Origin of the sequence: Couchioplanes caeruleus (genome assembly GCF_003751945.1) — a bacterium.
In the GTDB taxonomy this organism is placed as follows: Bacteria; Actinomycetota; Actinomycetes; order Mycobacteriales; family Micromonosporaceae; genus Actinoplanes; species Actinoplanes caeruleus.
In genome coordinates, this window is record NZ_RJKL01000001.1 from 2,921,524 (window position 1) to 2,946,474 (window position 24,951).

22 protein-coding genes and 1 pseudogene are annotated in these 24,951 nt (G+C 70.5%); 15 read left to right on the plus strand and 8 right to left on the minus strand.

Annotated features, from left to right (window positions below; genetic code table 11):
* Nucleotides 1–11: 11 nt before the first annotated feature.
* Nucleotides 12–1,826, minus strand: coding sequence for a ParB N-terminal domain-containing protein (locus EDD30_RS12940; protein ID WP_071808475.1), 1,815 nt, complete (start codon nucleotides 1,824–1,826; stop codon nucleotides 12–14).
* Between the two features lie 156 nt (nucleotides 1,827–1,982).
* Here EDD30_RS12940 and EDD30_RS12945 point away from each other — a divergent pair, with 156 nt between their 5' ends.
* Nucleotides 1,983–3,272: a hypothetical protein gene (locus tag EDD30_RS12945; protein WP_143162948.1), complete on the plus strand. Its 1,290-nt coding sequence runs from the start codon at nucleotides 1,983–1,985 to the stop codon at nucleotides 3,270–3,272.
* Here EDD30_RS12945 and EDD30_RS12950 read toward each other — a convergent pair.
* On the minus strand, nucleotides 3,256–3,735 hold the full coding sequence (locus tag EDD30_RS12950) for a sigma-70 family RNA polymerase sigma factor (protein WP_394328307.1): 480 nt from the start codon (nucleotides 3,733–3,735) through the stop codon (nucleotides 3,256–3,258). The two genes, EDD30_RS12945 and EDD30_RS12950, sit on opposite strands and share 17 nt — an antisense overlap.
* Nucleotides 3,736–3,903: 168 nt before the next feature.
* Nucleotides 3,904–6,777, minus strand: coding sequence for an AfsR/SARP family transcriptional regulator (locus EDD30_RS12955; RefSeq protein WP_071808478.1), 2,874 nt, complete (start codon nucleotides 6,775–6,777; stop codon nucleotides 3,904–3,906).
* A 290-nt stretch (nucleotides 6,778–7,067) separates the two neighbouring features.
* Between EDD30_RS12955 and EDD30_RS12960 the strand changes: the two genes are divergently transcribed.
* The 3 genes from EDD30_RS12960 (at nucleotide 7,068) to EDD30_RS12970 (ending at nucleotide 9,693) form a co-directional block, all read left to right on the plus strand.
* Complete coding sequence (locus EDD30_RS12960) at nucleotides 7,068–7,694, plus strand: TetR/AcrR family transcriptional regulator (RefSeq protein ID WP_170047602.1); 627 nt, start codon at nucleotides 7,068–7,070, stop codon at nucleotides 7,692–7,694.
* A 94-nt stretch (nucleotides 7,695–7,788) separates the two neighbouring features.
* A complete protein-coding gene (locus tag EDD30_RS12965) occupies nucleotides 7,789–8,505 on the plus strand; it encodes an alpha/beta fold hydrolase (protein ID WP_071808480.1) in 717 nt (238 codons plus the stop codon).
* Between the two features lie 30 nt (nucleotides 8,506–8,535).
* Nucleotides 8,536–9,693: an FAD-dependent monooxygenase gene (locus tag EDD30_RS12970; protein WP_071808481.1), complete on the plus strand. Its 1,158-nt coding sequence runs from the start codon at nucleotides 8,536–8,538 to the stop codon at nucleotides 9,691–9,693.
* A gap of 247 nt (nucleotides 9,694–9,940) precedes the next feature.
* Here EDD30_RS12970 and EDD30_RS12975 read toward each other — a convergent pair whose 3' ends face one another.
* Entirely contained in the window at nucleotides 9,941–10,861 is a 921-nt protein-coding gene (locus EDD30_RS12975) for a carbohydrate-binding protein (RefSeq protein WP_148088132.1), read from the minus strand.
* Nucleotides 10,862–11,303: 442 nt separating this feature from the next.
* On the opposite strand from EDD30_RS12975, the gene EDD30_RS12980 reads away from it, so the two are divergent.
* Nucleotides 11,304–11,999, plus strand: a complete 696-nt coding sequence (locus tag EDD30_RS12980) for a maleylpyruvate isomerase family mycothiol-dependent enzyme (RefSeq protein WP_170047604.1) — start codon at nucleotides 11,304–11,306, stop codon at nucleotides 11,997–11,999.
* A gap of 108 nt (nucleotides 12,000–12,107) precedes the next feature.
* Here EDD30_RS12980 and EDD30_RS41450 read toward each other — a convergent pair whose 3' ends face one another.
* Entirely contained in the window at nucleotides 12,108–12,230 is a 123-nt protein-coding gene (locus EDD30_RS41450; RefSeq protein ID WP_280526144.1) for a hypothetical protein, read from the minus strand.
* A 166-nt stretch (nucleotides 12,231–12,396) separates the two neighbouring features.
* The gene (locus tag EDD30_RS12985) at nucleotides 12,397–13,158 is read right to left on the minus strand and encodes a globin domain-containing protein (protein WP_071808484.1); all 762 of its coding nucleotides are present in this window, start codon (nucleotides 13,156–13,158) and stop codon (nucleotides 12,397–12,399) included.
* Between the two features lie 56 nt (nucleotides 13,159–13,214).
* Between EDD30_RS12985 and EDD30_RS12990 the strand changes: the two genes are divergently transcribed.
* The 9 genes and pseudogenes from EDD30_RS12990 (at nucleotide 13,215) to EDD30_RS13035 (ending at nucleotide 22,939) form a co-directional block, all read left to right on the plus strand.
* Nucleotides 13,215–13,961, plus strand: coding sequence for a TetR/AcrR family transcriptional regulator (locus EDD30_RS12990; RefSeq protein ID WP_211277971.1), 747 nt, complete (start codon nucleotides 13,215–13,217; stop codon nucleotides 13,959–13,961).
* Between the two features lie 51 nt (nucleotides 13,962–14,012).
* Nucleotides 14,013–15,311: a low temperature requirement protein A gene (locus tag EDD30_RS12995; RefSeq protein ID WP_211277972.1), complete on the plus strand. Its 1,299-nt coding sequence runs from the start codon at nucleotides 14,013–14,015 to the stop codon at nucleotides 15,309–15,311.
* Between the two features lie 130 nt (nucleotides 15,312–15,441).
* Nucleotides 15,442–15,744, plus strand: a pseudogene (locus EDD30_RS13000) (EAL domain-containing protein); the annotation flags it as partial.
* Nucleotides 15,745–16,206: 462 nt separating this feature from the next.
* Complete coding sequence (locus EDD30_RS13010) at nucleotides 16,207–16,575, plus strand: hypothetical protein (RefSeq protein ID WP_071808487.1); 369 nt, start codon at nucleotides 16,207–16,209, stop codon at nucleotides 16,573–16,575.
* Nucleotides 16,576–16,959: 384 nt separating this feature from the next.
* Entirely contained in the window at nucleotides 16,960–18,021 is a 1,062-nt protein-coding gene (locus EDD30_RS13015) for a hypothetical protein (RefSeq protein WP_143162950.1), read from the plus strand.
* A 181-nt stretch (nucleotides 18,022–18,202) separates the two neighbouring features.
* Entirely contained in the window at nucleotides 18,203–18,454 is a 252-nt protein-coding gene (locus EDD30_RS13020) for a hypothetical protein (protein ID WP_123678267.1), read from the plus strand.
* A gap of 8 nt (nucleotides 18,455–18,462) precedes the next feature.
* Nucleotides 18,463–21,648, plus strand: a complete 3,186-nt coding sequence (locus EDD30_RS39080; RefSeq protein ID WP_071808489.1) for a glycosyltransferase — start codon at nucleotides 18,463–18,465, stop codon at nucleotides 21,646–21,648.
* A gap of 110 nt (nucleotides 21,649–21,758) precedes the next feature.
* Nucleotides 21,759–22,304 (plus strand): SigE family RNA polymerase sigma factor, encoded by a 546-nt coding sequence (locus tag EDD30_RS13030; protein WP_071808490.1) that lies wholly within the window; start codon nucleotides 21,759–21,761, stop codon nucleotides 22,302–22,304.
* A 143-nt stretch (nucleotides 22,305–22,447) separates the two neighbouring features.
* On the plus strand, nucleotides 22,448–22,939 hold the full coding sequence (locus tag EDD30_RS13035) for a SecDF P1 head subdomain-containing protein (protein WP_143162951.1): 492 nt from the start codon (nucleotides 22,448–22,450) through the stop codon (nucleotides 22,937–22,939).
* Here EDD30_RS13035 and EDD30_RS13040 read toward each other — a convergent pair.
* Together EDD30_RS13040 and EDD30_RS38250 are read right to left on the minus strand one after the other, a co-directional pair.
* Nucleotides 22,932–23,765 carry an alpha/beta fold hydrolase gene (locus EDD30_RS13040; protein ID WP_084557217.1) on the minus strand — a complete coding sequence of 278 codons (834 nt, stop codon included), beginning with the start codon at nucleotides 23,763–23,765 and terminating at the stop codon, nucleotides 22,932–22,934. The genes EDD30_RS13035 and EDD30_RS13040 overlap by 8 nt on opposite strands.
* Before the next feature lie 47 nt (nucleotides 23,766–23,812).
* The gene (locus tag EDD30_RS38250; RefSeq protein WP_143162952.1) at nucleotides 23,813–24,010 is read right to left on the minus strand and encodes a hypothetical protein; all 198 of its coding nucleotides are present in this window, start codon (nucleotides 24,008–24,010) and stop codon (nucleotides 23,813–23,815) included.
* A 168-nt stretch (nucleotides 24,011–24,178) separates the two neighbouring features.
* Between EDD30_RS38250 and EDD30_RS13045 the strand changes: the two genes are divergently transcribed.
* A complete protein-coding gene (locus tag EDD30_RS13045) occupies nucleotides 24,179–24,943 on the plus strand; it encodes a maleylpyruvate isomerase family mycothiol-dependent enzyme (RefSeq protein ID WP_071808493.1) in 765 nt (254 codons plus the stop codon).
* The last annotated feature ends 8 nt before the right edge of the window (nucleotides 24,944–24,951 follow it).

Genomic DNA, 24,951 nt, shown 5'->3' on the forward strand with positions numbered 1-24,951 from the left:
GGGGCGCGCGGCTACGTGATCTTCACGGGGACGAATGGAAGCCCGAGATCCTTCGCCGCGCGGATGCGGTGGTTGCCGTCGTTGACGGTGAGATTGCTGTCCAGGCTGACGGCCGGCAGCGCGATGCCCTGGGCGAAGCCGTCCTTGATCTTCTGCACCCGCTGCGGATCGAGGTCCGCGCGGATCAGGCCATCGGGGATCTGGTCCGTCGGCACCAGCACGACCTTGCCGTCAGACACGCGGTCGAGGTCGCTGAACTTCACTGTCCCGGGACTCTGGCCCTCGAGACCCTGGATCTGGAAATGGTCCTTCGGGATCGTCACTCCGCCTTGCGAGAAGTCCGACAGGGGACTGTCGAAGCTGGTCTCGTTCCCGCCCTCGAACTTGCGGAACTTGTTGATGTCCTCATCGAAGAAGATCTGCTCGCCGGTGCGGTTCACCGTGAAGACCGGCGGGAAGGTGTCGGTCCGGGTCAGGGTGAAGTCGGTGGACACCCCGGTCTTCGAGTCGGTGTGGGTGAACCCCAGCGGGTTGTCCGGGTCGTTCTTCCTCGCGACAGTGCGCGGAACGTCAAGGAACGGATCGTCGGGATCGGGCACGTGCGTGGTCACGGGCGGCGACGAGGGGTCGGGACCGTCCAGGGCCCGGGTGCCCGTTCCCGGCGCGGTCTTGACCGGGATCCCGCCCGGGGCGGCGCCTGCGTTCAAGCCCTTGCCACCCTTGCGCCCGGCGACCCCGCCGGCGACCCCGCCGAGAACGGCACCGAGGGCGCCGCCCGCGGCGATCTGCCCGGGGTCGAGCCCCTCGCCGTTGAGCACCTGCGTCGCCGCCTGCTCGGCGGCGCCCTCGGCGAAGCCCTTGGCGCCGCCCGCGGCCACCTGGCCCGCGGTACTGTTCACCAGCGGCCCGATGGTCTTGCTGGCGCTGATCGACGACGTGATCCCGGTGATGGTGCCGCTCCCGCTCTTCGTCACCAGCGGAGCGACCTTCGCCACCGCACCGGCGCCGGCCTTGACCACTCCCCCGAGAACCTTGACCACCGACGCCCCGGGCACCAGGGCGATCAGGCCCACCAGGAAGTCACCCAGTTTGAAGTTGCCGCTGGCTATCGCGGCTACCTGAGTAACCGCGAACAACGCCGCCCCCAGCAGCAGCCCGACGACCGGGAAGAACACCGAGATCACGGCGATCAGCAACCCGAGCAGGAGCTGCACGAACGGAAACTCCTCGAAGAAGTCGGCGATCTTCTGGAAGATGTCGCGTTCCGGGATCGCCTCCCCGGCAGCCCGGTCGAGCACGTCGGCGCACGACCGCTGGGCCGTCTCCCGCATCGTCTGCGCCTGCTCGGCCAGGCTCCGCGCCGCCGACATCCGGCTCTTGCCCGCGTCGATGGCGTCCTGCGCCTTGGCCGCGGCCACCTTGTCCTCGTCTGTGGCGTCGGCCGCCAGCACCGGCGGTGTCTGGTTCGCCTGCGGTGCCGCGCTTCGTGCCTGCTCCACCGCCCGGTCGAAGGTGTCCTGCGCCTCCTGCAGCTTCGGGATGTAGTCCCGGTAGGCGGCTGCCGCGTCGCGATAGGACGTCGCCGTCTTCGTCAGCTTGTCCGGGAGATCGTCGCCGATCTTCTCGCGCAGCTTGTCCATCGCCGAGCCTCGGCCGACCGCGATTTCGCCGTCCTTCTTCAGGATGGTCAGCGCCCTGTCGGCGGCGTCGCCGATGTCGTTGTACCGCTGCAGGATGCCCTGGATCAGCTGCGGGTCGCCGGGGGTCGGGTCCTCGCTCATCCCGACCAGTTCGAAGTCCGCAGGAGTCGCGTGCTGCCGCGCCATTCTCCACCTCTCGACGAGCACTCGGGGCTTGTCCGCGGGATACACGAGACGCCCCCACCGGAGGGTTCAGGCGAGGATCGAACCCTTCGCCCGGTCGTCCCCGTGTACACGACGGCACTTGCAGCCGAGGCACACCGAGCGATGTGGACGGAGAACATGGGTGACAGCACCGAACGATCGGCCGGTCCGGTGACGGGCCGGGCCCGGCCCGCTCTTCTGGTCGCCATTGCGGTTCTGGCGCTGGCGTGCGCGGCCGTATTCACCGTGGGTGCCCCGGTCGGCACCGCATCCGACCCGGTCAATGTGCTCGTGGTCGCGGGCGGGGATCGGACGGGGCGCGGGTCGGACGACCGGCTGCGTCCCGGCTGGATCCATCGCCTGCCCGCCGACGCTTCCGGCCCGGACGTCCAACTGGCCCAGGACAACGGCGGCGGCGGGAATCCGGGCGGGACCGCGGCCGCGCCGGGCAATTCCGGGACCGTCGTCACCTTCCCGCTGCCGGCGGCGCTGGCGGTCCTCGGCTCGATCCTGCTGGCCCTGGTGACGGCGGCGATCGTCGCCCGGCGGCGAACGGCCCGCTGGTTCGCCCTCGTGGGCCGCGGCTTCCGGGCGCTCGGCGAGCCGGTTCGCCGGCGCCGCCTGGTCGCCGCACGGCAGTCACTCGGTCTGCGGTTCGCGGCCGACGCGGATTCGGTGCGCCGCGCCTACGACACGATCGGCGAGGTCGCCGCCACGGCGGACCACGCGGAGCGGCCGGTGTACGCGGTACGCGTCGACCGTGCGGGTACGACGGTGTGGTTGTCGGCCTCGGACCACTTGATCGCCCCCTGGCAGAGCCTGGACCGCACCCGCTGGCGCCGGGCGTCCACCGCCGCCGCCGGGTGGGGCGGCCGGAGCACAGCGGACCAGGCCCACCGGGTACGGGCCGAGCAGGCGGCGGCGTGCCTGGTGCGGGCCGGCGCGGACGCCGACGGTGAACCCGTCTTCGTCGACCTCAGCCGGCTGGACGGGGTCCTCAGCGTGACCGGCGATCAGGCGGTGACCCGCGACGTCGTACGGAATCTGCTGTCGGAGATCGCCCAGGTCCGGCCGAACCTCCCGGTGACCCTGTTCGAGGTGGCCGGCGGGGTGCCGCTGCCGATCCCGTCCGGGCTCGCCCCGGTTCCCCGGGTCCCCGTACCGGTACCGGCCGGCGGTCACCACGCCAACGGCCCGGTCCGCGGCGCCGCCGCCCGGCGCCCGGTGCGCGGCCTGGTGGTGGTGACGGGCACTCCGGACGAGCGCGAGGCCGCCGAGCTGATGGTGCTCTGCGGCCCCGGCGGGGCGGGCTGGACCGGCCTGGTGTGCGGCCCGGTCGGTGGCGGCGCACACTGGCGCTGGCACACCGGCGGGGACGGCAACGTGGACATCCCGGTGCTCGGGATGACGCTCACGGTGCCGGCCTGAGCCGGTTGGCGCGAAGGACCGTGAGGGCATAGTGCCGACGTGACTTGACGGTGCCGACCGGGACACCGAGGAGGCGCGCCGTCTCCTGCGCGGTCCGGCCACCCAGGTACGTGTGCAGCAGCACCGCACGGTGCTCCGTGGACAGCTTTCGTAGCAGCGCGACCGCCTCGACCGAGGCGGCGACCGCCTCGGCGTGGTCGGGCAGGGTCAGGTCCCAGTCCTCGGCGCCGACGCTCTCGTGCCGGGAGGCGGCGCTACGCAACCAATCGATCGCCAGGTTCCGCGCCACAGTGAGCAGCCAACCGCGCACCGATCCCTCGGTGGAGTGGAGCCGCTCGGCGTGGCGCCAGGCCCGGATCAGAGTCTCCTGAACGATGTCCTCCGCCAGGTGGTGGTCGTTCACCAGCGTTCTGGTGTACGCGAGCAGGGCCTTGGCGTGCTCGGCGAACAGCACGTCCAGCAGGTGTTGCCGGTGATCAGCAGTGGAGACGTCGACGATCGTGGTCATTCTGGGGGCCGGATTCCTGTGGTAGAGGGCTCGAAGGAGCCGCTACCCGGTGCCGTGGCCGCCGACTGTCCGACGGCCACGGTGACCGGGGGCGCGGCACGTCGAGGACCATAGGCAGGAGGCTCAGCCGAAACTGTGACGGAACTCTGACGACCGTTCAGCGTCCGATCCGGACCGGGCACCGAGGCTGCGTACCTTGTCGCGCACCGGATCGGCGTCCGGGTGACCGATCCCGTCGAGGATCTCCAGCGCCTGCCGCCACGCCTGGGCGGCCGGCCCGTCCCGGCCGGCGGCGAGCTGGGCGTCTCCGATGTGGACCAGCGTGTCCGCCTCCAGGTAGCGGTCGCACGTCAACCGGTACAACCGCGCGGCGTGCCCGAACGAGGACAACGCGTCGTCGTACTCCCCCATGTGGTGCTGGGCGTAGCCCAGGCTGTCCCACGCCGCCGCCTGGCCGTTGCGGTCGCCGATCTCGCGATGTCCCTCGATCGCCTGCCGGCACCGGACTACGGCCTCGGCGTACTCGCCCAGCAGGATGTGCGTCCAGCCGACCTCGTTGTGCACGCTGGCCTGCCCGCTGGCCCAGCCGCTCGACCGGTACAGCTCACTGGCGATCCGGTAGTGGTCCAGCGCCTCGTGATGCCGCTTCCGCTGGTTGGCCAAGATGGCGGACAGGCGATGTGCCCGCGCTTCGCCGTCGCGGTCACCGATCTCGGCGAAAAGCTCCAGCGCCCGGTTCAGGTGCAGGTCCGCCTCCGCCCATCGCCGCAGCCGGCCGTTGACGAAGCCGAGCGACCGCTGCGTGCAGGCCTCGCCGTGCCGGTCGCCGATGCGTTCGGCGGCCTCGGCCGCGGTGGACTGCACGTCCCATTGCACCTGCCAGGAACCGATCCGGTCCAGGTACAGCTCCAGCGCGGTAGCCAGTTGCCAGCTACGCCGGCCGCTGCCGTGGCGGGCGTCCTGCTCGATCGCCGCGATCAGGACGGCCAGTTCGGTGTCGAGCCAGGCCACGGCGGCCGGCTGGTCGAGCACGGTGACCGGGTCGGCGCCGACGACCGGCGGCTCGAGTTCCAGGCGTTCCCGGCCGGGGAACAGGACACTGCTCGCCGCGTGCGCGCTGTGCAGGTAGTGGTCGTACAGGCGGCAACGGGCCCGGGCCGTCTCCTCGGCGGATTCCGGCTGCTGGGCGAGTTCCCCGGCGTACGCCCGCAGCAGGTCGTGGCAACCGAAGCGCCCCGGCACGGTCTCCACGATGAGGTGGGCGCGCAGCAGCTCGGTGAGCTGCGGCCGCAGCTGCGCGGCGGTCTGCCGGGTCAGGCATGCCGCCGCGGCGAGCGAGCAGTCCGGCCCCGGATGCAGCCCCATCAGCCGGAACAGCCGCGCGGCGGCAGGCGTGAGGGTGCGGTACGACCAGGCGAAGACCGACCGGGCGTCGGAGCGCGGCGACTCCCCGGAGAACGCGTCCAGGCTGCCGTGCGAGGCGGACAACTCGTCGGCGATGGAGTGCAGCGAGAACCCGCGGTTCATCGCGGCCCGGGCACTCACCATGGCCAGGATCAGCGGCAGGCGGCCGGACAGTTCGATGATGTCCGCGGCGGCACGGGGTTCCAGGCCGACCCGGGCGGCCCCGATCCGGCGGGACAGGAGCTCCCTGGCCTCCGCGTGCGGCATGAGGTCCAGCGTGACGGCCGTCGCACCCTGCGCCGCGACGAGATCGTAGAGCTGGTGGCGGCTCGTCACGATGGTGAGGCAGCCGGGCGCCCCGGGCAGCAGCGACCGGACGTGCTCACTGTCCCGGGCGTTGTCCAGCACGATCAGCATCCGGCGACCGGCGAGCAGGCTCCGGAACAGCGCGGCCTGCGACTCCAGGCTGGGCGGCACACGATGCGGCGGCACACCCAGGGCGTCGAGGAAGGAGAGCATCGCCTCGGCCGGGCTGGTGACCACACCACTCGGGTGGAATCCGCGCAGATCGGCGTAGAGCTGCCCGTCAGGGAACAGATGGGCGACCTGATGGGCCCAGTGCACGGCGAGCGTGGTCTTGCCCACGCCGGCCATGCCACCGATGGTGACCATCGAGGCCGGCCGCGCCTCGGCCGACTCCGACAGCAGCGTGCGGAACTGGTCGAGCTCGTGACGCCGGCCGGCGAAGACCGCAAGGTCCGCGGGAAGCTGGGCCAGACGCGGCGCGGCAGCCCTCTGCTCCTCCGCCGGCGAAGCCGCGGTCTGCGGGGTGGGAGTCATCAGGCGCAGCACCTGCTGTTGCGCAGCCCGCAGGTCCGGCCCCGGGTCCAGGCCCAGGTCGCCGGCGAGGGCGTCACGCACCGACCGGTAGACCTCGAGCGCCTCGGCCTGGTTGCCGGTCGCGGCCAGGACGAGCATCAGCCGCGCCTGCAGGACCTCGTCCAGCGGATGCTCCAGGGCGGCCTGCCGCAGCGCGGCCAACACCCCCTCGGCCACCGCCGGTTCGGCCGCCGGCACCCATTCGGCCGCCGACTTCAGGGCCGACAACCGCTCACCGTCCACCGTGGTGAAGGTCTGCTGCGAGCGGATCTCCGGCGAGATCCCGGCGGCCGTCGGACCGTGCCAGAGACTCAGCGCCTCCAGCAGCTTCCCGGCGGCCTCGCCGCGCCGGTCCAGCTCCGCGAGCCGGGCCGCCTCCTGGCGCAGGCTGCGGAACCGAGACAGGTCGATGCTCTGCGGGTCCACGTCGAGGCGGTAGCCGCCGGAACTGCGGATCAGCCAGCGGGAGGTGCCGCGGGCCGGCAGGTCCGGCTCGAACAGCCGGCGCAGCGCTCCGATGTGCCGGTGCACCACGTTCACCGCGGTGTCCGGCGGGGACTCCCCCCAGAGGGTGCCCAGTATTTCGTCGAACGACACCGGGCGGCCGGCGTGCACCAGGAGTAGTGCCAGGAGTGCCCGCTGCTTGGGCGGCCCCAGATCCAGCTCGGTGTCGCCGCGCCATGCCCTTACCGGGCCGAGCACGCAGAACTTCATGATCGAAGCACCTCGTACAGATCTTCCTGACGCGAGGGGCGCCATGACACCTCGCCGTGGTCGCTGAGGTTATCGACGACCTCGGGCCTGCCGCGACCCCGGCTGCTGCGACGCCGGATAAGCCGGCGGGTGGATGACGACCGGTAAACCACCGGCCCAGCCACCCGTTCGCCACCTCAGACATGCTGTTAGACACTGTGTCAGACAGCATGTTAGCCTGGTACCGGCCGCAGATGCCGGCCCTGGTGCCGCGTCAGGAGCGCGCGCCGCGAGCGGGTGAGGAGGTTGCCGTGACCCCATTGCCGTACCGGCCGGGCGGCGGTGCCGACCGGCGGGCCGAGGCGCAGGGCCGGCTGCTGGAGGCCACCGTGCGGCTGCTGGCCGACGGGGCCAGCTTCACCGAGCTGGGGGTGCAGCGGATCACCGACGCCGCCGGCATGAGCCGCTCCGCCTTCTACACGGCCTTCCCCGACAAGACGGCGCTACTGCTGCGACTGACCCAGGACTTCCAGGACCAGTCGGCAAAGCTGGTCACCGCCTGGCACTCCGACGATGTGGCCGGGTTGGCCGCCCTCGTGTCGCTGTACGAGCGGTTGATGGCGCTGTTTCGCCGACACGCGGTGGTGTGGGCGGCGCTCCGGGAGGTCGCGGCGTACGACCCGGATGTCCGCGAGACCCGGGCCGCGCATGTCGAGCGGCTGGCGACCGGGGCACGCGCCCGGCTGCTGCGTGATCAGCAAGCGGGATTGGTGCCGGCATCGATGGACGTCGACGCCGCCGTCACCATGGTCGTCTGGGGCGGCGGCGAGGCGATGAGCCGACATCTGGACACATGCGACGCCGGCCGCGACGCGATCTTCGCCGGGGAACTGGCCCGCATCGTCTGGTATGGCGCGTTTCGCCGTCCAGCCGAGTAGGGCTTCCGGTGGGCCTTCCATCCGGGGTGGCGGGACGACGGCCGGGGCCGTCGACGAGCTTCACCCTCCTTCGCAACGAAAGGAAACCTCCGACATGACTGCTCGGAACCTACCGGTCCTCGTGCTCGTTCACGGGGCATGGCATGGCGCGTGGTGCTGGGACCACCTCATCGCCGAACTCACCGGGCGGGGCTGGCCCAACCCCGCGGTCGTCGACCTGCCCAGCGCCACGGGCGATTCGGATGCAGGCCTGTATGACGACGCGCGAGCGGTCCGGCAACACCTGGCCCGATTCGACGAGCCTGTGGTCGTGCTCGCCCACTCGTACGGGGGAATGCCCGTCACCGAGGCGGCCGCCGACGTGCCGAACGTCCGACAACTTGTCTATCTGAGCGCGCACATGCTCGACGAGGGCGAGTCTTTGGTGAGTCCGATCGGCGGGCCGTGGTATCCGCCGGAGAACCGATCGATCGCGCCTCCGGAGAACCCGCGGGAGCTGTTCTACCACGACGTCCCGGCAGAGATCGCGGACGACGCCGCGTCCCGGCTCCGCCCGCAGAGTGCCAGGTCCTTCGAGGAGCCGCTGACCAGGGCGGCCTGGAAGAGCATTCGGTCCGCGTACATCGTCTGCGACCAGGACAGGGTATTTCCCGAGGGGTTGGCGGACAAACTGGCGCCGAAGGCGGACCTCGTACGTCGCCTTCCGGGCAGCCATTCGCCCTTCCTGGCTCGGCCGGCCACTCTCGCCGACACGCTCGAGGACGTCGTGAGCCAGGGCCCTTTGGCCACCGGCAGCTCCAAAGCGGGATGACCCTGTGATTTTCATCAGTATTCAGGAGGTATGGTGGCGGACGATTCAGTACTCGTCGTCGGCGGCGGCATCGCGGGACTCGCGCTGTCGCGTGCGCTGAGGCAACGCGGTATACCGGCGGCGATTGCCGAACGGAGCGCCGCACCGGCGACGGGCGGACTGGCGATCAACCTTCCAGGCAACGCGGTGTCGGCCCTCGCGGCCCTGGGGCTCCGCGACGGTCTCGAGAGGCTGGGCAGGCCGATTCGACGCCGGGAATATCGCAGCATGCGCGGACGCCTGTTGTTCGCGGTCGACGAGGACGCCTTCTGGGGCCCCGAGGCTCGACCGCGATGCGTCCGCCGATCCGACCTGATCGCGCTGCTCGATGACGACTCGGAAGCCTCCGCCCTCCGAGAGGCCTCGACGGTGGAATCCGTACGGCTGACTCAGCCCGGCGCCGAGGTTGCTTTCGACGACGGAAGAACGGAGCCGCACGGCTTCGTCGTGGGCGCTGACGGCGTGCGCTCGGTCGTACGCGCCACCGTGTTCGGCCATGAGGGTGTGCGACCCGCGATGCTGAGCGCCGCCAGTTGGCGCTTCATGGTGCCGAATCCGGGCATCGATAACTGGACCGCGTGGACCGGGCCAGCCGGGGTCATCCTGCTCATCCCCGTCGATGGCAACGCGGTGTACGGGTACGCATCCGCCACCAGTGGCGGTTCGGTCGACGCCGATCCGACCTGGCTGCACACGACCTTCCGCCATTTTGCCGCGCCGGTTCCCGAAGTGCTCGACATCGCGCTGCGCCATCCTGAGTCGCTGTATCACTCGCCGGTTGCGGAGGTTCGCACCTCCGTGTGGGCCCGTGGCCGTTGCGTCCTGATAGGTGACGCGGCCCATGCGACGGCGCCGGTGTGGGCGCAGGGTGCGGCCCTCGCGATGGAGGACGCGCTCGTGCTCGCGGACCTGCTCGCCGACGGCAGTTGGGATGGTGTGGGCGCACGGTATGAAGACCGCCGCCGAGATCGCGTCACTCACATCCAGGCCATGACCGACAGGTTTTCGCGAATCGCAGCCATGCCCCCGTGGCTCCGTGATCTGGTCACGCCGCTGATGGGGCCTAAGTCGTACCGGGCGACCTATGGTCCGCTGCGGCTTTCGCCGGTCGACGACGGATCGCCCGCCGGCCGTGGCGCATGCGGCTGACGGGGCGTTCCGCCCCTACGAGTCCGATGCCCTCGATCGAACCGAGCCGCGCACCGTCGCCGGCTGTAGCACCGAGACCGACGCCTGCACGGTGTTGTCGCGGGGTGACCTCGGGCGTGGTCGTGGATGCCATACCGGCGAGGTGAGGACCTGCCCCAGCTCGCCGGCGGCGGCGGCGCACCGCGGAATGCCGCCGCCGGTCGTCGGGCTCTGCCGGACCAGGCGGGCCTGCCCCTGATGACGGCCCTCAGCGGGTCAGGTCGATGCGATCGAAGTCGGGAGCCCACGCGGTGTCGTTACGGAACTCGATGGTGTTCGGCCCGGCGTCGAGCGGGAGCCGCAGCGTCACAGCCGCCACCGTGTACCAGTCGGGGCTGGCCGGGTAGACGAGGGACATCACGGCCCGGCCGTTGATGAGCACCATGGCCGGCCGGGGTTCACCCGATATGTACTGGACCCGGACGTTGTAGGTGCCGGGTTCGGGCACCGTCACTCCGACGAAGCGCAGGAAGTTGTCCGGGCCGTTGCCGACGAACCGCACGACCAGGCCTGCGGAGGCGTCGTCGCGCGGCAACGGCCGGGTCTGACCCCCCAGCACGTTGCGCTGCGACTCGGCCTCGTAGGACGCCCGGAACGGAGTTGCCGGAGCCGGTTCGGCCGCAGCCGGCGGCGCGGGTGAGGACCGTGACGCCGACGGTCGGGCGGCCGGAACAAAGGATGTCACCGACCCTTCCGGTCGCGCCAGCGACCTGCTCGGCGTGGGATCGGGTGGACGGGTCGGAGATCCCGGCGGCAGCGCAACGGCCGCGGCGGATGCCGGCACCGGAGTCGGGGACCACGGCAGCGGGAGGGCCGGCAACTGGGCCGACGTGGCCGGGGATCCGATCCTGGAGATGCTGGCGACCAGCACACCCGTCGCGGCCAGGGCGATGATCGTCACGGCGGCGGAGCGGCGTCCGCTCCGCCGCAGGGCGACCCGACGACGCGCGGTCCGCGCGGCGGCCCGGCTGCCGGTCGGGCGCCCGCCTGTCCCGGACCTGGGCTCGGGCAACGGTGTCACCGGCCGGGCCCCCGGGGCCTGCGCCGCGGGACGTCCGGGGCTGGCCGGTGGCACCCACCCGCCGATCCGCAGGGGGGTGGCGGGAGACTCCTGGTCGTCCTGTTGCATGCTCGCCTGTCCTCATTCCCGTTCCGCCGGCCGAGGTTAACCGCGCCGCCATCCGGCGCGACCATCCGTTCGGACGATCTTGATCCCGCCGTTGGGCCGCCGTCTGGACCACCTAGGCTCCCGGCGGAACGCCGCTGGCCGAGCCGCGTCATCCTCACCGAACGCCCGGCCGCATGTGCGGATGCTCTATCAGGTCATCGGCGCAGCGTGCTCGCCGTTCGCGCGGAGACGGCGTCGCTGAACACCCGCTTGCCAATCCCGCCGTGATGTCATTGGCGCCTGCGCCACTCGGTTCTCAACAAGATGGGCCATCCCGCCCCGCAATGCGCTGACCCGGCAATACGGAAGATTACGGTGCGACAAACTCTTCCCTCTGCCGTGCGGAACCGGACCACGACGTTTGCGCACCTTCGGCCACCGGATGACGCGCTACGCTGCCGCGATGAATATCCACGACCACATCGCTGACGAGCGGCGGCGGGCGGCGGACCTGATCGAGTCGCTGAGCGTCGACCAGCTACGCGCACCGAGCCTCTGTGGGCAGTGGACGGTGCACGAGGTCGCCGCGCACCTGCTGATGCCGCTGGTCCTGTCCAGGACTCGGCTGCTGATGGCGATGGTGGCCAGCGGCATGGACTTCGACCGGGCCAACGTGAGGCTCACCGCCGCCGTCGCCGGCCGCCCCGCGGCCGAGATCGCGGCAGGACTAAGGGAGCACGCGGAACACCGGTTCAAGCCACCGGGCGTGGGGTACGAGGCGCCACTCACTGATCTCGTCATCCACCAGCAGGACATCAGCCACCCACTCGGGATCGCCCACGCTCCGGCGCTCGACCGGGTCCGCGTCTGCCTGGCCTATCTCACCAGCGGTGCGGCCAAGCGCGTAGTGCCCGACGGAATGCTGCGAGGGTTGCGCCTGCAGGCGACCGACCTCGACTGGTCGGTAGGCCGCGGGGCGCTCGTGCGCGGGCCGGCTCAGGCGTTGCTCATGGCGGTGGCCGGGCGTGCGGCGACGCTGGCGGAGCTCGACGGGGACGGCGCCGATGCGCTCGGTGGGCGGATCGCCGCTGACCTTCCTTCACCGTGCGAGTCAGCGTCTGACGCTGCCGACGGCATCGAGGAGAATCGCGGAGGATGACCCGGTGAGGTGTGGCCGGCGCCAGTAGTCGATCACTTCCCCTGAAGACTCAACCAGGCGGTCATCGACAGTTCAGGTCTACCCGGCCGGCCCAGGTCCGAGAGCTGCCTACGCGCGCTTGCCGCTGTTCTCCGCCTCGCGGATTGTCTGCTGGTGCCGTAGCCATGTCGCCTTAACCGCCGCACGCTCCTCATCAGCGCCCGCGGCGCGCAGCAGTTCCAGCACCGGCATGCCGTCACGGTACGCCCGGCTTCACCACGAAGCGATCCATTGAGACGGCTGCACAGCACAAGCAGCGGGATGAGGAAGTGCGGCAGCGAGGTGCGGTTGAGTGCCCCACAGTGGCATCGCGGCCAGGATGTGTCATCGATGCGGGTCGGTACGAGGACGACGGAGGTCAGCCGCGGAACGGCGGCGCGACGCCCCAGCCCCAGCGCGGCACGGGGGCTTCGGTCGTGGGGTGTGCGTCGGGCTGGGAGTTGGCGAGGGCCAGTCGGGTTCCCCATTCGACGTAGCTGAGGAATGCGGCGCGGAACTCGGGGTCGGCGGGAAGCTCGACCTCGTCGGCGGCGTCGAGAAGCAAGTTGATCCAGCGCCGACGCTGCGGCTCGGTGATGGCCTTGCCCAGGTGCCGAGTGAGCATGTGGTGGTAGCCGCCGCGCTCGTCGCTGTAGCGGGTGGGGCCGCCGAAGACCTCGGCGAGCCACATCGCGACGAACCGCGGATGGTCCGGGTCCATGTGGGCGAACAGCGGCCCGATCAGCTCGTCCTGCGCGACGCGGACGTAGAAGACCTCGGTGAGTCGTTCGAGGGCCTCGATCCCGCCGAGCCACTCGTACAGGGTCGGCACGGAGCCGCCCGGGCCTTTGACCGCTGTGCGCTCGTAGTGGCGCATCTCTTCGATGGCGGAGACGTATGGCCGGATCTGGGCGAGGAACTCCGCGAACTGCGGGCTGCGCCGGAATCCCTCGGTGTGATCGTGGACGGACGTCCACTCGATGCGCAGGATGTAGCACTCCGGCTGGTCGACACAGCGGGCGAGTTCGAACTGAATGCACTGCGGGGCCGTCGTCAATGACGTGGCCGCGCGTGCGTAGGCAGCTTCGAAGTCGCCTCGTTGCTCGGCCGGAATCCGGTAGCGGATGTACTCGATGATCATGTCGCGGTCACCTTCCAATACAATACAGGTGTGCATTGGAAACATACACTACAGGTGTGTATCGCAACCGTGCCTCCGGCGCCGAGCCCACCCCCGCCCCGGCGGGCCGCGCCCGGGATCCTGACATCGACGCCAGGATCCTGGCAGCGGCGAGACGCCAGCTCTCACTGCTCGGTTACGAGGGCATGTCCCTCGCATCTGTGGCCCAGGAAGCGGGAACCACCAGGCAGGCGCTGTATCGACGGTGGGCTTCGAAGGCAGACCTGGCCGGCGCCGCCGTTGCGGCGATCGAGGAGGATCCCGGACGACTCGTCCCGGAGGATGATCCGTTCGGCGCGCTGGTTGCGGAGTTGGCCGATTTCCAGCGTGGCGTCTCGCGGCCCGGCCGGCTTTCGCTCGTGGGGACGATGCTGCAGGAGACGACCGAGCCTGATGTGGTGGACCGGTACCGCGCTCAGGTGATCACCCCGCGCCGGCGCAGGATCCGGGCCATCTTCGAAGCCGCGCAGCGTCTCGGCCTGATCGACCAGGACGCAGACCTCTCGGTCGCGGTAACCATGTGCACAGGCAGTTGGTACGGACGGGCGCTCGCCGGTACGCCGGTGCCGGCGAACTGGCCGCAGCGCACAGCCACGCTGGTGTGGCGGGCGCTGGGTGGCCGACCGCCGACGCCCGATGGGTCTCCCGACGCTGCCGGATTGGCATCACGACGTTCACCTGAGTCGGCATGTGCCGACGATGGCCTGCCCGACGGTGGTTTCGGCGACATCGGTCCGCGGGGTACGCAATGGCACCAGAGCTGATCCGGCTGGGTGCTTCCAGGATGGCGCCGGTAGTCACGAACGGAGGGCTTTGTGAGTCAGCACAGCGACGCGGTCCAGGGCCGGGTGGGGCGTGCGCAGCGCTCGAGGAGAGCAGTGCGGATGCCGTCGCGGCCGATGCCGGAGGCCGGGTCGGTCACCACTTTGGAATTGTTCTTCGACCTGGTGTTCGTCTTCGCCCTGACCCAGGTGACGGCCACGATGGCGGACGACCTCACCAGCTACGGACTGCTCCGCGGGCTGCTGGTGATCGCGCTGCTGTGGTGGAGTTGGACCGCCTACGCGTGGCTGGCGAACCTGGTCCGGGCCGACGAGGGGGTGGCGCGGGTCGGGATGTTCGCGGCGATGGCGGCCATGTTCGTCTTGGCGCTGTGCATCCCGGAGGCCTTCGACGACGCCCCGGGCGGACTGTCCGGGCCCGTCGTGGTCGCGGTGTGCTACTTCGTCTTCCGCGCGCTACACCTGCTGCTGTTCTACGCCTGGTCGGCCGACGACCCGGGCCTGCGCGCCCAGCTGTTGCGCTTTACCCCGGCGATGCTGGCCGGTACCGCGCTGCTGCTCGCCGCCGCGGGCGCCGACGGCGCAGCGCAGACGTGGCTGTGGGTCGCCGCCCTGGTCGCTGACTACGTCGGGACATACCTCGGTGGAGCGCACGGCTGGCGAGTCCGTTCGCCGGGTCACTTCGCCGAGCGGCACGGGCTCATCGTCATCGTCGCGCTGGGGGAATCGATCGTGGCGATCGGGGTCGGGGTCGCGGAGCTGCCGATCTCCTGGCCGATCGTGGCCGCCTCGATTCTGGGCCTGGCGCTGGCCGGCGCGCTGTGGTGGGCCTACTTCGACGTCTCTGCCCTCGTCGCCGAGCACGCTCTGGCCGCCGCCGGCGAACAACGGCGCGCCGGGCTGGCGCGGGACGCCTACAGCTTCCTGCACCTGCCCCTGGTCGCCGGGATCGTGCTGCTCGCGCTCGGGCTGAAAAAGGTCCTCCAGTACGTCGGAGATACCGGCCACCATTCCCTGTCCGACCCACTCAAGGGTGCCGCGCTGGCCGCCTTGGTCGGCGGCGTGGTGCTGTACCTCCTGGCCCACGTCGCCTTCCAGCTCCGCACCACCGGCCGACTCAATCCCGCTCGGCTCACCGTGGCTCTGCTGCTCGTCCCCCTCGCCTGGCTCGGCGGCGCGTTGCCCGCCCTGGCCACCCTCGCACTGCTCACCGCCATCGTGATCGCCCTCGTCACCTTCGAGTCCCTGCGCTACGCCAGCGATCGCGACCGCGCCCGGCACGACGTCCGCTCGGGCCATTCACCGGCGGCATCTGGAAGCGCCTCACAATGACCGCGTCCGTAACGCAATACGACCGTTTCTGAGCTTGTTCCTCAACCCGTGCGGCGGGGCTTGGTGCCCTTCTCGTGGTGGGCCGGTCGCTGATCTGGTCGGTCGGTGACCAGGATGAACGGGATTCTCGGCGCTGGGCTACCTGCGCCGCCTCCCGGTGACCGGGGTGAAGATCGACCGGTCGTTCGTGACCGGGCTCGGGTCGAGTACCGAGGACGAGGAGATCGTCCGGGCCGTGGTGGCGATGAGCCACGCGCTAGGGCTGAGCGTCATCGCCGAGGGCGTTGAGACCCCGCTCCAGCAGGGCGCGCTCGCCGCGATGGGCGTACCGAACGGCCAGGGCCGGCTGTGGGGGCCGGCGGTGCCCGCGGCCGAGTTCGCGGCGCACTGGCACGCCGGGAAGCGGTCCGCTCTCGCCGCGGCCACCCCATGATCGCGGACTCCTAATCCGCGGGTTGCAGGTTCAGGCGATCGCGGCGAACGACGACGCCCGGGGTCCGGACTCACCGGGAGCCCGAAGCACGGCGAGGACCGATGTCGCCCGCTCGCGGTACGGCGCGACTCGACACTCCGAGCTACCCTTCAACCACTCACCGCCGCCAGCCTGGATTGCAGCACTGTCCTATGAGGATCGTCCTCCACGGGGTACAGGAGCCAGTCCATGATCAAGTCAGCGTCCGCGGGACACCTGCGCCGGCGGCGAACGTTCTTCGTCGGCCTCTTCGCCTGTGCCCTGCTCGCTGCCTGCGGCCAGCCCACGGATTCAACGACGTCCCCGCCGAGCGGGAGCACGGACGCCGGTAGCCATGGGATGCGGCCCCCACATGGCAGAACAAAGGCATCGGACGGCAAGGTGAGCCAGGGCACCATGCCGAAGACCCCGTACCGCGGCACTATGCCGGACGACGACAGGGGCACCATGCCCGAGCGCGATCAGAACGACACCACAAAGCCCACCACGGACGGCACCGAACCAGGTCGTCACATAGATGAGCCGAGCGAGGAGTCGCGCAGCGACACGGGTGAAGGCCGAGAGGGCAGCACGGACAGCGGTGGAAAAGTAGATCACGGTGACGGCTCGAACGACGGTTCCGGCACCATGCAGCAAGACACCGGCACACAGATGATGAACCGGGACGGCGCCACGGTGCGGGACACCGAGTGCCGCACGATGCCGGGCGGACCGGCCGACGGCATGCAGCACGCCGGCAACGGCACGATGCCAGGCGAGCCGGCCGACGGCATGCAGCACGCCGGCTGCTAGCTGACCGGCGGCTCATGTGTCGTTGATCTCCGGAACGCCGTCGAGTCGGCCGTCGCCGACGACGGCGTCCCCTCTTCTTCGAAGGGAAGTCCGTTGCGTTCGCCGCGACGCGGTAGGACCGCTGACCGTCAGAAGGCTGAGATCCATGGGGCCACCGGCCCTCAGGACAAGCGCCCAGCAGGTCGTCGGAGCAAGACGCCGACAACAACCCCGCCCGAGTCCAGCGGATCAAGCGGCAGCCCGCCCTCCAGGCTCGAGCCGATCAGGCGACGGTGGCCCGACTGGACCTTGGAGAAGTGGATCGCCGCGGCCGGTTTCGCCATCACAGTGGTCGGCCTCCTGGCCGGCGGTGCGACGTGGCTCATAGATCAGACGAGCGCCAGCATGGCCTCCCGGCGACCGGTCTGCGGCATGTCGATGACGGGAGAGCCCGATCTGCTGGTCAGTGGCTACGTCGTGATCGACAGTCCGGGCGCCACCAAACCCCGGCCTTCCGTCTCGCGCGCCTGCAACTCCCGCGATGCCGACAACCGGGTGACCCGGCGCGGACCCGGTCGCTACGACGTACGCCTGGAGAAGCTAGGGGTCAACGGTGGAACCGTGGAGGTCACCGCGGTCAGCGACGCCGCGCGGGTCTGCGGTACCGACGGGTGGGGCATGGCCGGCAACGGCAAGGACCTCGACGCCCGGGTGGTCTGCTCCGACGAGCGGGGGACGCCACGAGACTCGGGCTTCACCCTGCGCTTCCTGCAGGCCAGGGCAGGGACCGGTGCGCTCGCCTACCTGCGCTACGACGCCGGATCCGTGTCGCCGTTCATTCCCGACCCCAACTACTCGTTCAACTCCTTCAATTCCGCCATCTCGGTGGAACGCGAGGCGGCCGGCGAGTATGAAGTCTTCCTCCAGGACATCCAGCAATCGGTGGACAACGGAGCGCCGGGCGTCATGAAGGTGACCTCACTCGGGCCCGTACCAAGGGTGTGCAACCCGAAGATGTGGAACTCCTGGAAGAACAAGGACACCGGCAACCGCTTCCTGCTGGCGAAAGTCCACTGCTCGGACGCGGCGGGCGTCGGAGTGGACACGGGATTCACCGTGACCTACACCGTCGAGCTGGCGTCTCGACCGGACCTGAGGATGCCCGGTGCTCAGCTCTGGGCCAACGACGAGCACGCGCAGCGGTACACGCCCATGATGAGCTATCAGTGCAACTCCACCGGACACGACATCATGATTCAACGCCAGGGACCGGGCGACTACGCGGTGGAACTGGCCGGCTTCGACGCCGGCCAGGGCCAGGCGCAGATTTCCGGATACGGCGGCTCCGCCTACTGCGCCATCGCACATTCGACCAAGCGTCTCGGCGACTCCACCACCGTCGGAGTGCGCTGTTGGAAGGGTGGCCAACCCGCCGACGCGAAATTTGTCCTACTCCATCAGCCATAGCTTGTCGCGAGCGAAAGGCCGGCACCGGCCGCGCCCGGTCGTTCGCCGTGCCAGGTTGGGCAGCCGCCGTTCGAGGGTTAGCGCCATCCGATGCCGCCCGAGGAAGTCGTCCACCACCGCCCGGAGCCGGGAAGGCCGGTCACTGATCACCGGGCGCGTCCGCGCGGTTGCGGATCGCTGTGTGTCGATCGTCTCGGTCAAAGAAAGGGCACCGGTGGCCATCAATGACTACCATCGCCGCGTGCAACGGGGGAGCTGGGAAGAGCAGAGCGATACGCAGGTCCTGGGCCTGCCACCACAGGGTGTGTTCGTCGATCATCGGGGCTCGCGACGCCGGCTGCTCGCCGCGCTCGGCGTGCTCGTGGCGGTCACGCTCACCGCCTGGCTGGCCATCATCGTGGTGAGCGTCGTCATCGCGGCGGCACCGTCCTGAGGTCACCGGTGGTGCGCAACCGAGGCGCCGATCGGCCCCGCGCGCATTGGGTGATCTTCGCGCTGGCCGTGTCCGCCCTCATGATCACACTGAGTCTGAACGCCTACACCACGACGACCGGCGGCGGCACCGTACAGCCCGGCCAGACCGAGATCGTCGACAAGGCCTCGGCCCTCTCCGGGCCGGTCATCCAGTCCGAGGCGGGACGGCTGACCGCGCGGCGGCTCCCCGCCCGGGCCCTCGCGCTGACCTTCGACGACGGCCCGGATCCGGTATGGACGCCACAGATCCTGGACGCCTTGCGCCGGCACGGCGCCAAGGCCACGTTCTTCGTGGTCGGCGCCCAGGTCAACAAGCATCCCGAGCTGGTACGCCGGATCCTTGCCGAGGGGCATCAGCTAGGCCTGCACTCGTTCACCCATCACGACCTGGCGACGATGTCGGAGAGCCGGCGCCGCCTCGAGTTCGCCCTGACGCGCAACGCCGTCGCCCACGCCACCGGCCGCGACGTCCGCCTGTTCCGGCCGCCCTACCTGGCATCGTCGGCCCGCGTCGACCAACGCGGCCTCGACCTGATCCGGGCCGCCGGGCGAGACGGCTACGTGACGGTGCTGGCGGACCGGGACACCAACGACTGGCGGCGCCCTGGCGTCAAGTGGATCGCCAACGCCGCCCTGCCCGGCGGGGACGCGGGAACCATCGTGCTGATGCACGACGGTGGCGGGGACCGGCAGCAGACCGTCGAGGCGCTGGACGTGCTGCTGCCGCAACTCGCCGCGCAGGGGCGGCACAGCGTCACCGTCTCGGGCGCGCTGCCGGACCTGCCCGCCACCGCTCCGGCGTCGCTGCGCCTGAAGGTGCAGGGTCAGGCGTTCGCGATCGCGCAGCACGGCGCCGGCCTGGTCGGCGACGCCCTCTTCGTCCTCATGATCTTCGCGACCGTGCTCGCCGGCACCCGCATGCTGATCCAGACCTTCTGCGCGTGGCGGCACTCCCGTCGCTCGCGCCGGACCCCGCCGCCGTTCCGCGCGCCGGTGTCGGTGATCGTGCCGGCACACAACGAGGCCGCCAACATCGTCGCCACCGTCGAGTCACTGCTCGCCAACGACTATCCCGACATGGAGATCGTGGTCGTCGACGACGGATCGACCGACGACACGGCGGCCCTGGTGGAGGCGCTCGACCGGCCCGACGTTCGCGTCCTGCGCCGTACCAACCTGGGCAAGGCGGCCGCGTTGCGGACCGGCGTCGCGGAGGCGCGCCACGACATCCTGGTGCTGATCGACGGTGACACCATCGTCGAGCCGGACACCATCGAGCTGCTCGTTCGCCGGTTCGCCGATGCGGGCGTCGGCGCGGTCGCCGGCAACGCCAAGGTCGCCAACCGCACCGGCGTGATCGGCCGCTGGCAGCACGTGGAGTATGTGGTCGCGTTCAACCTGGACCGCCGGGTGTTCGAAACCGCCGGCTGCATGATGACCGTGCCCGGTGCCCTCGGCGCCTTCCGCCGGGCCGCGCTGGAGGCGGCCGGCGGCTTCGACACCGACACGCTGGCCGAGGACACCGACATCACGATGGCGATCTGCCGGGCCGGATGGCGGGTGGTGTACGACGACAAGGCCTGCGCCTGGACTGAGGCGCCGGGCACCTGGGCCGGGCTGTGGCGGCAACGCTACCGGTGGTGCTACGGCACCATGCAGGCGATGTGGAAGCACCGGGCCGCGCTGCGCGAACGCGGCGCCGGCGGCCGGCTCGGCCGCCGTGGCCTGGTCTACGTCGCCGTCTTCCAGGTCCTGCAGCCCTTGCTGGCCCCGGCCGTCGACATCTACCTGCTCTGGTCGCTGCTGTTCGAGCCGGCCGGCTGGGTCGCGGTGCTCTGGCTCGGCATCCACGTCGCCCAGTTCCTGGTCGCCGTCTACGCGTTCCGCCTCGACCGGGAGCCGGCCGGCCCGCTGTGGTCGCTGCCGCTGCAACAGATCGGCTACCGGCAACTCATCTATCTGGTGACCATCCAGTCGACGGTGACCGCACTGATCGGCAGCCGCCTGCGCTGGCACGTCACGGCGCGCACCGGGCGCGCGGCGGCTCTCGCCCCGAACGCCACGGCGGCCGACAGCCGCGCTGTACGCATCCAACGGCGGGTCCGACTGCGGCGGCTCGGGCGCGACAAGGGCCCGCTGTGGGCCCGGCTCACGCTGTGGACCGGCGTCGTCCTGATCGCGATCAGCGGCACGACGGCGGTGGTCACCGCGGTCCTACGCCACCGCTACGAGAACTCCATCCAGCGCGCCGATCTACTCGGCGAGGCGGCCACCTACCACGGCGACGCGGACGGCTGGAGCCTCGACAAGCCGCTCAACATCCTGCTGATCGGCATCGACTGGCGGAAGGGGTCCACCGGCACGATCCGGTCGGACACCGTGATCGTCCTGCACGTGCCGAAGAGCAAGGATCGCGCGTACCTGTTCTCGCTGCCGCGAGACACCCTCGTCGACATCCCGGCGTTGCCCGAGATCGGTTTCCAGGGCGGGCGCGACCGGCTCAACAGCTCCTTCGCGTACGGGTCCGGGCTGGACCAGGACCGGGCCCGGGGCGGCCGGCTGCTCGCCGCCACGGTCAAGCGGCTGACCGGCCTGCCCGGGCTGGACGCCGCGGTGCTCGTCGACTTCTACGGTTTCGCCGATGTCATCCGGGCGCTCGGTGGGCTGCGCGTCTGCGTCGACGCCGAGGTCCGCTCGATACACACCCGCCGGGTGTTCCCGAAGGGCTGCGACCGGATGACCGGCGGCGAGGCCATCGACTACCTGCGGCAGCGCAAGTCGGTGAAGGGCAGCGACTACGGGCGGCAGCACCACCAGCAGGAGTTCATCGCGTCGATCGCGGCGGAGGCCAAGCGGCAGAACCTGGCGACCAACCCGGTCAAGCTCGACGCGGTGCTCCGGCGGGCCGGCAACGCGATGACGATGACGACCGGGCCGGCCAGTCCGACCGATCTGGCGCTGGCCCTGCGCGGGATCAGCCCGGACCAGATCACCATGATCAAGACACCGGGGCACGGCGTGCGCCGCGCCGGCCAGTATCTCGGCGAGGAGCTGGAACCGGCCGCGTACGAGATGTTCCGCGCGGTCCGGGACGGCACGCTGCCGCAGTTCGTCGCCGCCCATCCCGAGCTGGTCTCGGGCGCCGCCCGGTAGGGCCCCCGAACGGGGACGGCACTGTTTTTCGATCTCGTGCAACTTCAGCGATCTTTCGAGGCGTCTCTAGTCCGTACCGGCAACTGCGAAGGATCGAGAACGGTGGGTCTGTGTCAGAGGATGACGAACTACACTTCACGGACTTTGTGCATGCCAGGTCCCCCGCGTTGCTGCGTACCGCGTTCCTGTTGACCGCGGACTCCCACCTCGCCCAGGACCTGCTGCAGACGGCCCTCGTCAAGACCTGGCGGACGTGGCGCAACGTACGACGCCAGGATTCGCCGGACGCGTACGTACGCCGGGTGATGGTGACGACGGCCACCTCGTGGTGGCGCCGGAAATGGCGGGGTGAACGCCCGGCTCAGAGCCTGCCGGACACGGGAGCGCACGACGGAGAGCTGGAAAGCATCGGTGCCCGCCGCGCTCTGATCGCGGCGCTCGCTCAGCTTCCGCCACGACAGCGTGCCGTCGTGGTCCTGCGCTACTACGAGGACCTCCCCGAGCAACAGGTCGCCGCTCTGCTGGGCACCTCGGTCGGCAATGTGAAAAGTCAGGCCTCCCGAGGTCTGAGCAAACTCCGCGCCGACGGCGCACTGGACGACTGGGCGCCACAGCGGCACCGCGTCCTCCAACGAGCTCACGATGGACAGGAGTAGTTATGGACCACCCTGACAGCGAACTGATGAGCTCCGCCCGCCGCGCCCTCGCCGACAGCGCCTCGCTGGCTCCGGTCGTGCCGCCGGGATTCCTGCACATGGTCGAGCACCGCGGCCGCCAGTCACGCCGGAGAAGGACGTCCTTGGCGGCGATCTGCGCCGTCGGCGTTGCCGCCACGGCGGCGTTCGCGGTGACAGCGGAATCCGCGCCGCCGTCGCACGTCTCGGCCGCGCCCAACGCAGCCCCGGCCCCGGGCAGTCCCGTGGTGTTCGCAGCCGTCGAACAGGTCCGCCGGCGGCAGGGCACTTGCGCCAGCGGCTGGCTGCCCGGCAGTGACGGCTGCTTCCGGCTCGCTCCGAACAGCCTCCGCGTCGACAGCCCCCGCAACGTCGAACTCGTGATCGATCCGACCACCAATGAGAAAGTGGTGCGTCTGACCATGTCGGACAGCGACACGGTCCGCTTCGACGAGATCACCGCGGCTCTGGAGCCACACCAGGGCATGCTCGCCATCATCGTGGATGACCAGGTCGTCTCGGCACCCATCATCATGGGCCACATCACCGGCCCCACCGTAGAGATCCTCCCCACTGAGGTAAAGGGAGGCGAGGAACTGTTCCACCGGATCAAGTGATGTGGTTGCGGAGAAACGAGCGCAGCACGGCCTCGAACTCCGCCGGGGTCTCGACGTGCGGGCTGTGGCCGGCGTCGAACGTGGACAACGTGAGATCCGGGACGCACTCCAGCGCCGGACGGCTCGCCGCCAGCGGGACTATCCGATCGTGGCGGGCCCAGGCGGCCAGCACCGGGCAGCGCACCCGCCCGGCCAGGTCCCGTACGTCGAGGTCCGCGAAACCGCGCCATGCCGCGGCGAGGATCGGCGCGGAGTCGTAGCCGGCGGCGACGATCGCGGCCCGGTGCGTCGCGGCCGCCGGGGTCCGCAACATCTGCCGGTAGTACGCCGCGAACGCCCACCGGTACCACCACCGGCGTCGTCGCCCCGCGCGGAACAGGGCGACGAACGCGCGGATGGCGAGCCGTTCGCGCCGGCCGATCGGTGCCAGGCCGGCGCCGTCGATCAGGACCAGGCCGGTGACACGCTCCGGATGCAGGGCCGCCAACCGCAGCGCGGCGGCGCCGCCGATCGAGTTGCCCAGCACGGTGGCCCGCGCGATGCCGAGCGCGTCGAGCAGGCCGAGGGCCAGTTCGGCGTATCGGGTGGCGGTGGGCGGCTCCCGGTCCGGGCCGGAATTGCCCTGGCCGGGCCAGTCCGGCGCGACGACTCGCCACTGCCCGGCCAGGGCGGCGCGCAGGCTCGCGAAATCCTGTGCCCCGTGCCCGATCGCGTGCAGGCACAGCAGGACCGGCAGCTCGTCGCGGCCGGGAGCGCTGTCGTCGCACGCCATCGTGACGCCGTGGACCTGCGCCTCGCGGTCGTTGGCTCCCAGTCGCACAACCATGGTTACAGGAATACCAGCGGGTCGACGGCCGGGAGACGGCTCCGCCGTCACATGTAGATGTCGATGCCCGTCCCGTTGGTGACCTTGGCGGCGACGACGGTGCCGGCCTGGACGCCGCGGAGCGCCTGGAGCAGGTCGGCCTGCGCGTTGACCTGCTCCTGCTGTGCCCTCGGGTCGGGCGCCGCACCGGGAGCCATGACGTGTCCCCAGAGAGCAGCACCCGAGCCGATCGAGGCGATTGACATGTGAGTACCACCTTGTGACTGCCGCACGGCGGGCGCCGGGCGAGTTGGCAGCGACTCCATCGTCCGGCCCGCGGAAAACTTGAGGTTTTCTTGCGGAAGTGTCGGGAGCTGCCTGCGCGGCCGGGAAGAGCGCTGTCGGTTGCCGGGACACGGTGATAGACAGCCTCAGTGAAGGAGATTCTCGAGTTCCCCGACCTGCTGCGGCTGATCGACGAGCGGTCGGTCGCCTTCCGCGCCGCGGTCGCCTCCGCGCCCAGCCTCGACGTGCCGGTGCCGACCTGCCCCGGGTGGACGCTGTTCGATCTGGTGGAGCATCTGGGCGAGGGACGCCGCAAGTGGGCCGCCATCATCGCCGCAGGGCCTGCCGACGCTCCCCCGGCCGAATCCGCATGGAAGAGCGCCGCGCCCCGGGAGCGCGAAGCTCTGCTGGCCTGGTCGGCCGCATCGACGCAGGAGCTCCTGGACGCACTGCGGGAGGTCGGCCCGGATAGCGGTTGCTGGACGTGGTGGGGCACGTCGCAGGTGCCGCAGACCTGCGGCGCCGCCGCCCGGCACCAGCTCCAGGAGATCGCGGTGCACACCTACGACGTCCAGGTCACCCTCGGCGCCCCGCAGCCGCTGCCGGACGAGGTCGCCCTCGACGGTGTCGAGGAGTTCCAGTTCACCTGCTGTGCAACGACGGCCGCCTGGCCGCACGAGCCCGCTGTCATCGACTACCACGCCACCGAGGGCCGTTCCTGGCGCCTTCGGCTCTCCGGCGACGGCGCACGGATCGCCCGCCTTGCCGAACCCGTCACCGCTGCCGACGCCTCCGCCCGGGCCACGGCCAGTGAGCTGGTTCTGGTCTTCTACGGCCGCATTCCGCTGGACTCGGTGGAGCTGGACGGCGACCGACGCATCTTCGACCAGCTCATCGCCTGGGAACCGGAGTAGTAGGACGG

Excerpts from the sequence above, each read along its gene's own strand:
- EDD30_RS12940 (WP_071808475.1), bottom strand. The coding sequence starts at position 1,826 with ATGGCGCGGCAGCACGCGACTCCTGCGGACTTCGAACTGGTCGGGATG.
- EDD30_RS12985 (WP_071808484.1), bottom strand. The coding sequence starts at position 13,158 with ATGATCATCGAGTACATCCGCTACCGGATTCCGGCCGAGCAACGAGGC.
- EDD30_RS12965 (WP_071808480.1), top strand. The coding sequence starts at position 7,789 with ATGACTGCTCGGAACCTACCGGTCCTCGTGCTCGTTCACGGGGCATGG.
- EDD30_RS12975 (WP_148088132.1), bottom strand. The coding sequence starts at position 10,861 with ATGCAACAGGACGACCAGGAGTCTCCCGCCACCCCCCTGCGGATCGGC.
- EDD30_RS13015 (WP_143162950.1), top strand. The coding sequence starts at position 16,960 with ATGGCCTCCCGGCGACCGGTCTGCGGCATGTCGATGACGGGAGAGCCC.
- EDD30_RS12980 (WP_170047604.1), top strand. The coding sequence starts at position 11,304 with ATGAATATCCACGACCACATCGCTGACGAGCGGCGGCGGGCGGCGGAC.
- EDD30_RS12955 (WP_071808478.1), bottom strand. The coding sequence starts at position 6,777 with ATGAAGTTCTGCGTGCTCGGCCCGGTAAGGGCATGGCGCGGCGACACC.
- EDD30_RS41450 (WP_280526144.1), bottom strand. The coding sequence starts at position 12,230 with ATGCCGGTGCTGGAACTGCTGCGCGCCGCGGGCGCTGATGAGGAGCGT.
- EDD30_RS12970 (WP_071808481.1), top strand. The coding sequence starts at position 8,536 with ATGGTGGCGGACGATTCAGTACTCGTCGTCGGCGGCGGCATCGCGGGA.
- EDD30_RS38250 (WP_143162952.1), bottom strand. The coding sequence starts at position 24,010 with ATGTCAATCGCCTCGATCGGCTCGGGTGCTGCTCTCTGGGGACACGTC.
- EDD30_RS13040 (WP_084557217.1), bottom strand. The coding sequence starts at position 23,765 with ATGGTTGTGCGACTGGGAGCCAACGACCGCGAGGCGCAGGTCCACGGC.
- EDD30_RS13010 (WP_071808487.1), top strand. The coding sequence starts at position 16,207 with ATGCCGGACGACGACAGGGGCACCATGCCCGAGCGCGATCAGAACGAC.
- EDD30_RS12945 (WP_143162948.1), top strand. The coding sequence starts at position 1,983 with ATGGGTGACAGCACCGAACGATCGGCCGGTCCGGTGACGGGCCGGGCC.